General features: G+C 39.6%; 13 protein-coding genes. 7 read left to right on the forward strand and 6 right to left on the reverse strand.

The window, feature by feature from the left end; genetic code table 11:
* Positions 1-9: 9 nt before the first annotated feature.
* A complete protein-coding gene (locus tag AC0VXV_RS02310) occupies positions 10-375 on the reverse strand; it encodes a GntR family transcriptional regulator (RefSeq protein WP_475530168.1) in 366 nt (121 codons plus the stop codon).
* Between the two features lie 164 nt (positions 376-539).
* On the opposite strand from AC0VXV_RS02310, the gene AC0VXV_RS02315 reads away from it, so the two are divergent.
* The 3 genes from AC0VXV_RS02315 (at position 540) to AC0VXV_RS02325 (ending at position 3,666) form a co-directional block, all read left to right on the forward strand.
* Entirely contained in the window at positions 540-1,094 is a 555-nt protein-coding gene (locus tag AC0VXV_RS02315; RefSeq protein WP_475530169.1) for a glycerol-3-phosphate acyltransferase, read from the forward strand.
* On the forward strand, positions 1,081-2,598 hold the full coding sequence (locus tag AC0VXV_RS02320; protein WP_475530170.1) for an aminotransferase class V-fold PLP-dependent enzyme: 1,518 nt from the start codon (positions 1,081-1,083) through the stop codon (positions 2,596-2,598). The genes AC0VXV_RS02315 and AC0VXV_RS02320 overlap by 14 nt, the downstream gene beginning before the upstream one ends.
* Positions 2,599-3,120: 522 nt before the next feature.
* Positions 3,121-3,666, forward strand: coding sequence for an RNA polymerase sigma factor (locus tag AC0VXV_RS02325; RefSeq protein WP_251689971.1), 546 nt, complete (start codon positions 3,121-3,123; stop codon positions 3,664-3,666).
* 252 nt (positions 3,667-3,918) lie between these two features.
* Here AC0VXV_RS02325 and AC0VXV_RS02330 read toward each other — a convergent pair whose 3' ends face one another.
* The 5 genes from AC0VXV_RS02330 to AC0VXV_RS02350 all read right to left on the reverse strand — a co-directional run bounded on the left by AC0VXV_RS02330 (position 3,919) and on the right by AC0VXV_RS02350 (position 8,570).
* Positions 3,919-4,344, reverse strand: coding sequence for a MarR family winged helix-turn-helix transcriptional regulator (locus AC0VXV_RS02330; protein ID WP_475530171.1), 426 nt, complete (start codon positions 4,342-4,344; stop codon positions 3,919-3,921).
* 24 nt (positions 4,345-4,368) lie between these two features.
* Positions 4,369-4,770, reverse strand: coding sequence for a transcriptional regulator SpxA (gene spxA, locus AC0VXV_RS02335; protein WP_008404676.1), 402 nt, complete (start codon positions 4,768-4,770; stop codon positions 4,369-4,371).
* Positions 4,771-5,391: 621 nt separating this feature from the next.
* Entirely contained in the window at positions 5,392-6,972 is a 1,581-nt protein-coding gene (locus AC0VXV_RS02340) for an ABC-F family ATP-binding cassette domain-containing protein (RefSeq protein WP_475530172.1), read from the reverse strand.
* A 285-nt stretch (positions 6,973-7,257) separates the two neighbouring features.
* On the reverse strand, positions 7,258-7,443 hold the full coding sequence (locus AC0VXV_RS02345; RefSeq protein WP_475530173.1) for an SE1832 family protein: 186 nt from the start codon (positions 7,441-7,443) through the stop codon (positions 7,258-7,260).
* A gap of 92 nt (positions 7,444-7,535) precedes the next feature.
* Complete coding sequence (locus AC0VXV_RS02350; protein ID WP_475530174.1) at positions 7,536-8,570, reverse strand: PseG/SpsG family protein; 1,035 nt, start codon at positions 8,568-8,570, stop codon at positions 7,536-7,538.
* 111 nt (positions 8,571-8,681) lie between these two features.
* On the opposite strand from AC0VXV_RS02350, the gene AC0VXV_RS02355 reads away from it, so the two are divergent.
* From AC0VXV_RS02355 to AC0VXV_RS02370, 4 genes are all read left to right on the forward strand, one after another.
* A complete protein-coding gene (locus tag AC0VXV_RS02355; RefSeq protein WP_475530175.1) occupies positions 8,682-9,482 on the forward strand; it encodes an NAD(P)H-binding protein in 801 nt (266 codons plus the stop codon).
* A 167-nt stretch (positions 9,483-9,649) separates the two neighbouring features.
* Positions 9,650-10,204, forward strand: a complete 555-nt coding sequence (locus AC0VXV_RS02360; protein ID WP_475530176.1) for an NADPH-dependent FMN reductase — start codon at positions 9,650-9,652, stop codon at positions 10,202-10,204.
* A gap of 281 nt (positions 10,205-10,485) precedes the next feature.
* The gene (gene helD / locus AC0VXV_RS02365; protein ID WP_475530177.1) at positions 10,486-12,678 is read left to right on the forward strand and encodes an RNA polymerase recycling motor HelD; all 2,193 of its coding nucleotides are present in this window, start codon (positions 10,486-10,488) and stop codon (positions 12,676-12,678) included.
* 49 nt (positions 12,679-12,727) lie between these two features.
* Positions 12,728-13,543 (forward strand): undecaprenyl-diphosphate phosphatase, encoded by an 816-nt coding sequence (locus AC0VXV_RS02370; RefSeq protein WP_475530178.1) that lies wholly within the window; start codon positions 12,728-12,730, stop codon positions 13,541-13,543.
* Positions 13,544-13,604 lie beyond the last annotated feature (61 nt).

The following is a 13,604-nucleotide window of genomic DNA, read 5'->3' on the forward strand; positions in this document are numbered from 1 at the left end:
ATTTGAACCCTACCTTTCGTATGAATCGAACATTTTTTGAATTTCCTCTTTCGTCATGCCAAGTTTTTTTGCCTCAGCGATTAGCGGTTCAATATATTGCTGCTGAAATTGAGAAATGCGTCGGTTTCGCAGCATTTCATATGCGCCATCCGCGACAAACATCCCAACGCCACGTTTTTTATAGACAATCCCTGAATCCACCAGCTGATTAAAACCTTTTAAAATCGTGGCAGGATTTATTTTATAATGTGCAACGAGCTGATTTGTTGAAGGAATTTGATCACCATCTTTTAAAACACCATTTACAATATCATCCTCAATCATTTCTGCGATCTGTTGGAAAATGGGTTTCGTATCATCGAATGTTAATCGCATTATTTTCCTCCTTTCAATTTTGGTTATATGGTTAACTATATGAGTAACTAACCATAAAGTCAAGCAAGAAATTATTGTGTATTAGATAATTATGGAAAGCAATCGGTGCAACTTCTGCTCAAATACGCTACGATAAAAATAATAAATCCAAAAGGGTGATCAGGATGTTCTATATATTGCCAAGTTATTTATTCGGTACAATCCTTTTTGCGGTCGTTATAGGGAAAATAAAAGGAATTGATCTGCAACATACAAATAGCGGCAATCTCGGGGCGCGAAATGCCGGACGCACATTAGGTAAGTGGGCTTTTATCCTAGTGGCAGTGGGGGATGGTTTGAAAGGGCTGATCGTAGTAGTAGCAGGGCGTATGCTGGAGCTTCCTGAACTGACGATTGCGTTTGCCGTCATTGCTGTAGTGCTTGGTCATTTGTACCCGTTTTGGAATCGCGGAAAAGGCGGAAAAGGAGTCGCAACGGTAATTGGAGCAATGGTCGCTTTTTCTCCGTTACTGATATTAGTATTTTTAGCTGGCTTTTTATTGAGCTTTCTCGTAACAAAAAGTGCAACACTTAGTATGACAGGCGGATTTATCGTGTACGGACTAATTGTGAGCATATCTATAGAAGCAGGATTTATCGTAACGATTGCACTGGTTCTCGTTATTTGGAAACAGCGTCATAGCATTGTAGAAAGGGTGAAGCCGAATGTACTGGAGTAAAATTGCAGCAACAGATGAAGAATTCGATGCAATCGCAGCATTAAACTATGAAACATTTGTGGAGGAAATCCCCCAGCATGAGCACAATCCGTCGCGTCGTCTCATCGATAAATTTCATAATGAAAATGTATATGTAATTGTTTATAAAAATACGGAAATGGTCGGTATGGTCGCATTCCGCGATACACGACCATTTTCAATCGACCGTAAAATCGGGGATGTAGAAAACTATTTGGATGCAGAAGTTTGTGCGTATTTATGCGAAATCCGGCTGCTCGCGGTGAAAAAGGATCACCGGAACGGACGTGTTTTTACGAAACTTGCAACAGCGATCTACCGCTACTTTTATGATGCGGGGTATACGGCATGTGTCATTTCGGGTACTGTACGTGAAGAAAAAATGTATACGCAAATGGGGTTCAGACAATTTGCTTCAGCTGTCGGAACAGAGGAAGCACGTTATTTGCCGATGGTTTTAACACGGCAGGACAGTGCGGTTTTCCGTGAGCGTCTGCGTGAACAGAATATGGTGTTTTTCCCTGGACCGGTTGCATTGGAAAAGCCGCTCATTCCGTCAACGATTTCTCATCGCTCCGTAAAATTTCAGCAAGAGCTTGAAGATATGAAAGGTGAGTTATGTAAGCTAGCAAAGGCGAATTACGTCATACCACTTGTCGGTACAGGGACACTTGCCAATGATGCGATGCTTGGCCAGCTGAAAAGTGAATTTCCTCATGAAGCAGGACTTGTATTAGTGAACGGGGAATTCGGTGATCGTCTTTATAACCAGGCGAAACAGTGGGGACTACATATTAAAAAAATCGAGTTCGGATGGGGGAATCCATTTGATATTAAGCGAATTGAAGCATATTTAAAAAAAGACAGTTATCGTTACATTGTATTTGTCCATGGCGAAACGTCAAACAGTACAATGAATCCGCTCGACGAGTTAGGAGAGCTGGCGGAAAAATTTGATATAAAGCTATGTGCGGACTGTATTAGTTCGTTTGGTTCTGTACCGTTTTCGATACAGGGGCTTCATTATGCAACAGCAGTTAGCGGGAAATCGCTCGGCACGATTGCGGGACTTGCTTTCATCTTTTGTAAGGAACGGCCGGTTTCGAGTGATGCGCCGTTGTATTTGAATTTGCCGTATTATATTGAGAAGCAAATTCCGTTCACATTGCCGCATTATTTTGTGGAAGCAGTAAGAGCTGCACTAAAGTTGTATCCGGAGCGCTTTGAAGTATTGGAAAAGCGAATGGACATAATTAAAAATTCGGTGCTTAAAGTAACAGCAACTTATCCGATGATTGCTACATGGGAACATCCGAAATTGGCTGAAATTTTAACAACATGTGCATTAAACGGCTTTTTGCTGCATGGTGACAGCGCTTATTTAAAGGAACGCAACATCGCTCAAATCAGCATAATCCAGCCGAGTTTCGATAAGGATTTTAAAAGATTACAAGAATTGCTTACTTATGTAATGGAAACGTTGTAGGGGATGTTAAGGGATAGTTGATTGGAATGGAGGAGAGGCGAGTGTTCGTGCTGACGGTTTCACCTTTCGCACTGCTAAAACACTAACTGACGGCTGGCGCCTTTCGCTACATGTTTTTCTCTGTGACGAAAGCGCAGCGACAGTCACAAGCAAGCTTCCTAGGGGACTAGCCCGAGTGAGAGCGCTAGGAACAAAAGCTAAGAACGCCACGTCCTGTGGCAACGCATTTGTGACCAACATCCTGTTGGCCTCGGGCCCCTGGAAAGCGTCCGACCTGGAATGAAAATCAACCATACTATATGAAGAGGCGTTTACTTTCAAATAGAATGTATAATGCAGAAACATTTATTTCGTTCAAATGATTACAACTAATCTTACAGCATTGTAAGGTAATTGAAAGCCAATCCGATAGAGTGTAATAGTTTAATTTGGCACAATAAGGTCATAAGTAAATTTAACATAGACATACGATGTAATTATGCCAAGGTGCACTTCATATAAAATCTATCGGAGGACTTTCAAATGAACGAATTATTAACGACTATTTATGATGAATACAACCGCTACATTTACCATCTTTGCTTAAAGCTTACACGCAATCAAAACGAAGCAGAAGATTTAATGCAGGAAGTTTGGGTAAAAGTTGTACGCTATGAAGAATCAGTATCAAAAGTAGACCATGTAAAAGCATGGCTTACGACAATTACGATGAATACATTCCGCGACCGCTATCGCAAAAATGTACGTCGCAGTAAATACATGATGAATCAACCTGAACAATTAGACGTACCGATTTTAGATTTGGTTCCCAACAATGATTTTACGACAGAAGAACTTGTGGAAAAAACAGAAATCACAAAAATCGTGCAAGAGAAAATGGGCCAGCTTGATAGCATTTACCAAAAAACATTATGGTATTTCTATGTGGATCAATTCTCATTAGCCGAAATCTCCGAGCTGATGAAAGTATCAATCGGTACTGTGAAATCGCGTCTGTTCCGCGCAAAAGCACGCTTAAAAGAAATCTTACTATCCGACAATGGTGTCGCAGAAGCAGTATTGGCTTAGTAAAATATAGGACGAAAGCTATGGCAGAAAGTTGCCGTAGCTTTTTTGTCGTTTAGGAATGGCTAATTTATGTAAAAGTGGAGATTATAATTTAAAAGTGGCTATTATTTCTTTGAAAGTGGAGAATATAGTGGCATTTGTGGCGAATATGAAAGAAGAAACGGCGATTAACACACAAAAGTGGCGAATAAAGCAAAACACGAATAGCTGAAGCCAACAAAAAAACACATGAGCATATGCTGCTCATGTGTTTTAGAACTTCGTACATTTATCAAAGATTGCCGTTAAAGTTTTAATTTCATCTTCAGTTAACATGCCGAACAGGTTTTCGAAAAGATTGTCTACTTGCTGACGAGAGCGTTCGAGCACTTCGATTCCTGCTTCGGTTATATGAATTTGCGAAGCGCGGCGATCCGTTTCATTTTGTGTTTTTTCAATGAGCCCCGCTTTAATGAGCTTCGTCGTCAAAACCGTCACGCCACCTGTTGTCACTTTCAACTTTTCTGCAATGGCAGAAGGGCGCTTTGGACCATCTGTATGCAAGTATGCCAAAATTAAAATATGTGATTTCGAGAAGCCTAACTGATTTTGACTGTTCCATTGATTAGCAATTTTGCGTTCCAACGATGTCATCTTTTCAAAAAGTTCGGTTAACTGCTCGCGTTTATGCTCATTCATCAGTGTCAACTCCAAATGTTATCACTATTCTACGGCTAATTTTTGAAGGGCATTTAATTCAAATGCACGCACTTTACGAGGGATGAAACGACGAATATCCATTTCGTTATAGCCGATTTGAATGCGTTTTTCATCAAGTAAAATAGGGCTGCGCAACATACGAGGATGCTGCTGTATTAAGTTGTACAGTTCTTGAATGGATAACTGGTCAATATCAATGTCCAGGTTTTTGAAATCATTCGAGTTTGTCGCAATAATTTCGTCCGTACCATCTTCTGTCATACTTAAAATATGTTTAAACTCTGCTAAAGTCAAAGATTGAGATGTTGTTCTTTTTTCAGTATAAGTAATATTATTTTCGTTTAGCCATTTCAATGCTTTTCGTGATGAGGAACAGCTCGATTGTGTATAGATTGTTACTGTCATAATTAATTTCCTCGCTTTCCCATAATGAATAATTTGGTGATAGCTTAGTTGTAAGACATTTACTTATAATAATATCTTACCAGTAAGCTATTTGTAATGCAATAAGTTTATTATATGTTTCCCTTTAACTGTTTACCCATTCTTCTAATAAATTATACGTATAAAACTATAAAAAGTTTCTAATTTAATATTACAGTTTTGTAAAGTAGAAACTAGAAGAGAGAGGGGACTGCTGGGCGCGGTTAGTTTTGAACAGGAAATTATTCTAATATGTAGTGGGAGTGGAGTGCTCTAAAAGACCGCGACTTTTTAATATATTCATGAAATATTCCATATAGAACCTACAACTAAAAAGTTTTTCTGGAATACAGAAAATATTGGACTGCGATTCCCCAATAAAAAAGTATTTGTTCCAATAAGTATGGAAATTTTTTATGAATGCTCGAACATATAATACATTCGTCAGCTATACTAAAAAATCCTTGCAAAGCATTAATGTATTGGTTAAAAAATCCTAAAAACTATGCTTTATTTTCAAATATTTGCCACAATTCTTCTGATTCTCCCCGTAACAAAAAAACAGCGCACTCCAGAAAAAGAGTGCACTGCTTCATTAAAAAACTATTTAAATTCGTTTAATTCTTTCGTTTCACGAGTCGTGAACCAGTCTTGCACGTTCCACACTTTCGTCGCTAGGCCATCGTAGAACTCAGGCTCATGCGATACAAGAACGATTGTACCTTTGAATTCTTTCATGGCGCGTTTAAGCTCTTCTTTTGCATCAACGTCCAAGTGGTTTGTAGGTTCGTCAAAAATCAGCCAGTTTGTTTGATCCATCATCAGCTTGCAAAGACGTACTTTTGCCTGCTCACCACCAGAAAGTGAATTCAGTGGGCGAGTAATATGGTCCGTTTTCAGACCGGCACGTGCTAATGCTGCACGAACTTGCGCTTGTTCCATAGAAGGGAACGCATTCCAAACATCATCAATCGGTGTGATTTTATCTGCTTTTACTTCTTGTTCGAAGTATGAAGGCTCCAAATAGTCGCCTAAAATTACTTTACCGTCCAACGGCTGAACTTTACCTAACATTGTTTTCAGTAAAGTCGATTTCCCGACACCGTTCATGCCGACTAATGCAATTTTTTCACCGCGTTCGATTTGGAATGTAAGTGGCGGTAATAGTGGTTTTTCTTTATCATACCCAATTACTAAGTTTTCCGCTTCCACTACGTAACGACCAGGTGTACGCGCTTCTTTAAAGCTAAACTCCGGTTTTACAGCAGTTTCCGGGCGATCAATACGCTCCATACGATCTAGCTGCTTCGCACGTGATTTGGCACGGCCGCTTGTTGAGTAGCGTGCTTTGTTGCGGGCAATGAAATCTTCCTGCTGCTTAATAAATTCCTGCTGTTTTTCATATGCATCGATATGCTGGCGCTTATTGATTTCCGCAAGCTCGATAAATTTCTCATATGTCGCAGTATATCGTGTCATTTTCGTAAACTCTAAATGTAAAATTACATCAACAACATTGTTCATAAATTCCGTATCATGCGAAATTAAAAGGAATGCATACGGGTAGTTTTTCAAGTAGTTTTTCAGCCAAGTAACATGTTCTTCATCAAGATAGTTCGTAGGCTCGTCCAGTAATAATACTTTCGGCTTTTCAAGTAAAAGCTTAGCTAGTAAAACTTTTGTACGCTGACCACCAGATAATGCGGCAACATCGCGCTCCAGACCAATCGCATCCAACCCTAAACCACGGGCGATCTCATCGATTTTCATGTCCAGGCTATAGAAATCACCAGCATCCAGTGCATCCTGAATTTCAGCCATTTCTTCCAATAGGCTGTCGTAATCTGCATCAGGCTCGCCTAACTCCACTGAAATTTCATTTAAACGCTCTTCCTTCTTATATAAAGGTGCAAACGCATCACGTAATGCATCACGCATAGAACGACCAGCAGTTAAAACAGTATGCTGATCTAAATAACCGTAATGCGTGCCAGGCAACCACTCGACTTTTCCTTCATCGTGAATTGTTTGTCCAGTAATAATGCTCATCAATGTCGATTTCCCAACACCGTTTGCACCAACAAGTCCAATATGATCGCCTTCAACAAGACGGAACGAAACCTCTTTAAATAACGTACGGTCACCAAATGAATGACCTAAATTTTCAACAGTTAATATTGCCATATATAATCCTCCGAGTGTTTTAGTGTTTCCTACTAATAACGTTGATTTCCGTTTCGGCGGCCGCTTTTCAGGGGCGTGAGTCCGACATGAAGTCGGTCACAAAAGCGTTGCCACAGGACGTGGCGTTCTTAGCTTTTGTTCCCCTGTAGTCTCAGGCGTCAGTGCTCCTGCCGCTTCGCTTTCGTCGCAAAATAAATTTCGCTATTCCCCCAGGAGTCGCCGCCTACAATCCAATCAACTGGCTTCTTCTTTATAAAAAATTTACCCATTAAAAAACCCGCAACATTAAAGTGCTGCGAGCTGTTTGTTTAGTTCTGCTAGCCGTGCTTCCATATTTTCAAGGCGTGCGAGCGCTTGTTTTACTGAGTCTGCATGGCCAAGTGATTCTAGCTTTTCCATATCGCCTTGAAGATTGATGTAATCATTCTTTAATTCGGCGATTTTCTGCTGAAGCTGGTCTTTAGTTTGCATCGTTAATTACTCCTTTATATTCGGAAATTAATCTTTTCATATTGTAACATAATGCATACATTTATGTGATGGGGAAAGCCTAATTTTTTAAGTTAAATATGTGCCATATTATGACGGGCATAAGCTAAATCGAGCAGCAGGTTTTTCAGAATATCATTATTTGTCAAAATTTCAAGACTGCGCTGCTTGCGGACAGCACGTTCACGTCGCTGTTCATGCAGCAAGAGTTCCATCACGGCATTCTGAATAATGGACTGCTTCATTTTCCGGCCCAACCCAATATGGATAAAGCCGTTCATTTCGCGTGTAAATGCATAATTGAGTTCATTATCCTGTTGTGCCGTTGTAATACAAGGAATTCCGGCAGCCGCCACTTTATATGGCGTATAGTTGGCGTTGCAAATAATCAAATCTGCTTGCGGCATCAACTCGAGCAGGGCATCAGGTTTTTGAACGATAACGGTATTTTTCCGGCTTAACGCCATCATTTTTAAACTATCGATGTCATGATGATAGTCATCATCAATCGCAACTGAAATTTTTAATGGGATTTGCAGTTGAGTTAAGTGGCGTAAAGTACGGTAAGTCAGGTTGTTGCTATCCCCATCTTCAAATGCGACAACAATATGCGGAAGTGAATCTTTAATTGAGCTATCGGGTTTTTCAAGGATTTGATGTGCGACTTTTTCTAAATTTGGAGGAACAGCAAACGCATAGCTGCCGGCAAGTTCGTGTGTATGCGGCTCTTCATGGGATTCCCCAAACAACGAAACGATATGACAGTCGCTAAGCTGTGCACCCATGCCAAAATCATCAAAATGAACAATCGTCGGGCAAAACGGTTTAATCATTTCAATTTGTTCAACTTGGGTATCTTTGCCTTCATGGATGATTAAATGAGGCTCCAATTCACGAATTTTCTTTTTGAGTTCAATAAAACGTTCAAACATTACAATATTTAAGCCTGTTTGGGCCAATTTATCAAGAAGCTGTTCGTTTGCAGTTTTCACAAAGAGAACGACCTCTTCATCCTGCAACAGATTTGCCAATGTTACTGCACGCTCAAAAGGATAAGTTCCTTTAATCTCACAATGCTCGATAATCCATATAATTTTTCTTTTTTGCACGTAAATCCCATCCTTTCCACTATCTCTATAAAATATGGTGGAATTGCCGAAATTATGAATGAGAGAGTTTTCTACATATACATACATCAAAATAAAGAAAAGAGGAAACATATGAAAACGATGCGCTCAGCGTTGGTCGTAGGTGCAACAGGATTGGTCGGTTCTTCGCTTGTGAAGTTATTATGCGAGAGTGAGGAGTATGCTGCAGTCAACGTCATTTCGAGAAGACCCCTTGATTTTACGCACCCGAAATTAGTTGTAAAGCTGTGTGAATTTGATCAGATTGCCGACAAGGATATTGAATTTGCTCATGAGGTATTTTGCTGTTTAGGAACGACGATGAAAAAAGCGGGATCAAAGCAGCAGTTTGAAAAGGTCGATTTTGAATATCCGCTAACGATTGCAGCTATTGCAAAAAATCGTGGGGTCGGCCATTTTATTGTTATTTCTGCAATGGGAGCAAATGAAAAGGCACTTGCTTATTATAGTCAGGTAAAGGGGAAATTGGAGGCAGAACTCATTAAAATGGATTTCCCTCGACTATCAATCGTACGTCCATCCCTCATTACAGGGGATCGCCAAGAATTCCGTCTAGGAGAAACGATTGGCGATAAAGTATTAAAGGTACTTAACCCGATTTTAATCGGACCGCTGAAAAAGCTGTATTCCATACCAGCAACACAAATTGCATTGGCAATGAAAGTAATCGCACTTCACGGAAAAGAGCAAAAAGTGGCGATTTACTTATCCGATGAGCTGCTGGAAATGGAAATTCCCATGATCGAAAAGGAAGAAGCTGTAGCAGATGAAGAAGTGACCTTTAACTGGGATAAATACAAAGAGGACACATTGCCGCCGGTAAATATAGAGGACGAAGAGGGACGTCGGAAAATTGATGAGCAGGGGAAATAGTGAGGGAACAATCCTGACCATACAGTTTAGAAAATCATTCAATTCATTTCCCGATATAACAATGTAAGACGAAAGACTGAAATTGAACTTTACTAAGCAACTACCTATTAAAAAGCAATGTTATTCTGATACAATATGAGTACAATGATTTACATGGAGGAACATTTATGAAAATATTACTTGTCGATGGAACCATTTTTGGTCGTAAAACCGGCGTTCTTTTGGAACAGGTTCAACAATATATTCAAGCTTTCAACCCTTCGCTAGAATTAGAGATTTTATACTTCTCAAAATTACAGCATCAAATTTTAGACGGAAGTCCGCTAAATGATGATATGAAAAAAATGATTCAACAATTTGAAGAAGCAGATGCTTACATTTTCGCATCGCCGATTTTCCAGGCATCGATCCCGGGTGTACTGAAAAATGCCTTTGATATGATTCCACCAAAAGCGTTACGTTACAAGCCGGCAGCTATTATCGGCAATGGCGGAACATACCAGCATCATTTAGTACTGGAAAACCAATTGCGTCCGATTCTTGATTACTTCCGCTGCCTAGTTACACCAAACTATGTATACACACATGCGGATCACTTTGATAAAGAGAACAAAATTATCGATGAAGATGTGCACAACCGTCTGCGCGAACTTGCACGTGTATTCGTTCAATATTGTGAAATGACAAAAACATTATCAAAACAAGCAGTTGATATGCAATAACCATTAGGAGCCTCCATTAATAGATGGAAGGCTTCTTTTTTATTTCTTCGGCAAACGCCTCAATACCCCTCAAAAAATTCATGAATATAAACTCGCGTATAATATATTTCTTTAATCACCATAATTTAAAGTTAGGAAGATGCTATAATGGGATTGTTAAATTTTGTAATGGCGAGATAACGTAAAATAGTTTCAATTGAATCTAACGTCATTTTGAAGTACCATGAATATTTATGTAAAGAGAAGATTTTACTTCCGGAGCATTTGGAGGCGAACCAATAGTGGAACAAACGATATGGCAACAGGAAGAGACACACTTAAAGGAAATTAGTGCTCTTCTAAAACAACAAATAAAGATTCAGTCCAATCATTTAAAAAAGCAAAAAGGCGACATTGTTGAGGAACGCTCACAAGCATCTTCGGAGTTTAACGATGTTTCAGGCGAAAGTGCCATCCAGTTTTCGCAAATGCTGCAAACGATGCAATTGCGCGAACGGGAGTATCTAAATGCCAGTGAACAATTAAGCAAAATGCAAATTTTATATAAAAGTCCGTATTTCGGGCGTATTTCAATTGAAAATGAAGAAGGCGAGCGGGAACATTTATATATTGGCTTATCGACATTTCGCGAACCAAAAACCGATGATGTGCTGATTTATGACTGGCGTGCACCGATATCAAGCCTTTTTTATGAAAATAAAGTCGGGAAGGCACGCTATCAAATTCCGGACGGAGAATATATTCCGGTTACAATTCAAGGCCGCCGTCAGTATAAAGTAAAGTACGATGAGCTGCTGCAAGTACTGGACGCGGATATTTATGTAGGCGATGAAGTGCTGCAAAGCCTGCTGTCGGATACGGCAAAAGAAAAGATGAAATCGATTGTCGCAACGATCCAAAGTGACCAGAACATCGTCATTCGTTCATCGAATAAAGATAATTTAATCGTACTCGGACCGCCTGGCAGCGGGAAAACGTCTGTTGCGATGCAGCGAATAGCTTACTTACTGTATGAATACCGCCAAACAATGAATGCACGCAGTATTCTGCTTATTTCACCATCAGATTTGTTCAATGACTACATTTCGAACGTATTGCCGGAGCTAGGTGAAGATAATGTTCAGCATACGACGTATTACCGTTTGTTGCGCGATTTAAAGTTATCTTATTATAAAGCAGAAACAAGCTACGAAAATATTGAACGTCTTCAAAAGGCGAGCAAGGAAGAACGCGAGCACTATGCATTTAAAGGCTCGCATGCATATGTAAAGCAGCTGCTGAAGTATATTGAAAGTCTAAAGAAGAGCGGCATGCCGTTTTATAATTTAAAAGTTGAAGGAGAGCTGTTCGTTTCCGGCAAAAAACTGACGGACCTGTTTTATGACAAGTTCGGCGCATTGGATATTGATTTTCGGTTGAAAAAAATCCGTACAGTATTGCACGAAAAAATAGAACAGGAAAAAACAAAAGACCGAAAAGAATTGATGAAGGAATTAAAGTCAGTCAATACGTATATCGGGACAGATAAGGAAATTGAACAGCAGGCAAATGAAAAGTTGCAAAAAAGGTACGGCAAACTTGAAAGCGCGATTCATCAGCTAGGGTTTGTAAATTTAAATAAAATGTATCTTCATTCGATAACATATCAAAATGATAATTTAAAAACACAAATGATTCAGGCTGCAACGACTGAAACGCTGAAACAACGCATATTATATTACGAAGATTTGGCACCAATCATGTATATGCAAGCTGTTGTAAAAGGCTTGTATACAGATAATACGATTAAACATATTGTCATTGATGAAATCCAGGACTATTCGTACTTGCAGCTGCTGACGATTAAAGCAATGCATCCAAAAGCGCATTACACATTGCTGGGGGATAAAAACCAGGTTGTGCATCCTCAAATGAAGGACTCGCTTGCAGGTCCATTGTCCAAGCACTTCAAAGCAGTCGAGTTAAATAAATCTTATCGTTCAACAAATGAAATTACCGATTTTATGAGCGCGATTTTAAACAACACGACAACCGAGTCACTTGGTGTATCAGGGGATAAGCCACAAATTATCGAAACTAATGCAGTGCGCGAAACAATTGCGCAGCTTGTCGGTTCGCATTATAAAGAAGAAGAAAGCTTCGTCATTTTATGCAAAAATAAGCTGGCATGTGAACAATTATACAATGAATTAAAACCGCTTCTTCCACAGCTTCAGCTCGTTACAGAAGAACAGAAAGTATATATGAAGGGGCTGCTCATCATGCCGGGCTATATGGCGAAAGGCTTTGAGTTTACGACAGTTCTTGTAGCAGACGCCTATGCCCATGTATACAGGGAAGAGATGGATGCGTATTTACTGTATACAATTGCTTCACGTGCCACACGTCAATTATTTTTAGTAACGGACGGAACATTGCCAAAAGCTCTTGCACACATCGGAGAACACTATTATCGTAAAGAAGTGAACATTTAGGCGCCTCTTTACGTCTAACAGAAGAGGACTACTTTTTTAGGAGATATAAATGGAGAATTTTGATTTAATTTTAGTGTTAAAGCATTTTATTATTGGTATTGTTCAAGGTTTAACTGAACCGATTCCGGTGTCATCAAGTGGGCATGTCATGATTGTAAGTGAAATTTTAGGAATGGGCGAACAGGGCTTTACATTCGCGATCCTAACGAATACTGCATCATTGATTGCGATTATGTTTATTTACCGGGAAGATATTATTCGGTTAATTACAGGATTTTTATTGTTTATTAAGACACGTAATGCGCGATACCGGAAAGACTTTAATTTTGCGCTTTACGTCATTATCGGCTCGATTCCAGCAGGTGTTTTAGGTGTTCTGTTGAGCGATGTTATTGCAGATAATGTGAGCATGACGACAATCGCGATTATGCTGTTTGTGACTGGGATTGCCTTATGGTTAATCCGTAATTTACGCGGAACGAAACGTGATGGGGATTTATCAGCAAAGGATGCCTTATTAGTAGGTTTTGGGCAGGCAGTTGCATTAACACCGGGGATAAGTCGATCGGGTGCGACAATTATTTCGGCAATCGCTGTCGGAATGAAACAGGAGACGGCACTGCGTTTTTCATTCATGCTGTATATCCCGGTAAGTTTAGGCGGTGTTGTTTTAGGGCTTACAGACTTCCTTGATGAGCCAAACAAAATGGATTTAGCCCTTCCTTATACAGTCACATTCCTTGCGACATTGTTTATGACGTATTTCGCCATGCGCTGGTTCATGGGTATTATGAAAAACGGAAAGCTGCATTACTTCACGTATTACTGCTTTTTAGTTGGTATTTTATTGTTAATATTCTTTTAGAATGGATTAACACGCTTGTAGTCTTAAAGGCTATAAAGCGTGTTTTTTAATTTAAAGTAAG

It is taken from the genome of Solibacillus sp. iso_87 (assembly GCF_056173085.1).

Bases quoted from the DNA above. Each gene is read 5' to 3' on its own strand.
- AC0VXV_RS02310 (WP_475530168.1), bottom strand. From the start codon at position 375: ATGCGATTAACATTCGATGATACGAAACCCATTTTCCAACAGATCGCA.
- AC0VXV_RS02315 (WP_475530169.1), top strand. From the start codon at position 540: ATGTTCTATATATTGCCAAGTTATTTATTCGGTACAATCCTTTTTGCG.
- AC0VXV_RS02320 (WP_475530170.1), top strand. From the start codon at position 1,081: ATGTACTGGAGTAAAATTGCAGCAACAGATGAAGAATTCGATGCAATC.
- AC0VXV_RS02325 (WP_251689971.1), top strand. From the start codon at position 3,121: ATGAACGAATTATTAACGACTATTTATGATGAATACAACCGCTACATT.
- AC0VXV_RS02330 (WP_475530171.1), bottom strand. From the start codon at position 4,344: ATGAATGAGCATAAACGCGAGCAGTTAACCGAACTTTTTGAAAAGATG.
- spxA (WP_008404676.1), bottom strand. From the start codon at position 4,770: ATGACAGTAACAATCTATACACAATCGAGCTGTTCCTCATCACGAAAA.
- AC0VXV_RS02340 (WP_475530172.1), bottom strand. From the start codon at position 6,972: ATGGCAATATTAACTGTTGAAAATTTAGGTCATTCATTTGGTGACCGT.
- AC0VXV_RS02345 (WP_475530173.1), bottom strand. From the start codon at position 7,443: ATGCAAACTAAAGACCAGCTTCAGCAGAAAATCGCCGAATTAAAGAAT.
- AC0VXV_RS02355 (WP_475530175.1), top strand. From the start codon at position 8,682: ATGAAAACGATGCGCTCAGCGTTGGTCGTAGGTGCAACAGGATTGGTC.
- AC0VXV_RS02360 (WP_475530176.1), top strand. From the start codon at position 9,650: ATGAAAATATTACTTGTCGATGGAACCATTTTTGGTCGTAAAACCGGC.
- AC0VXV_RS02370 (WP_475530178.1), top strand. From the start codon at position 12,728: ATGGAGAATTTTGATTTAATTTTAGTGTTAAAGCATTTTATTATTGGT.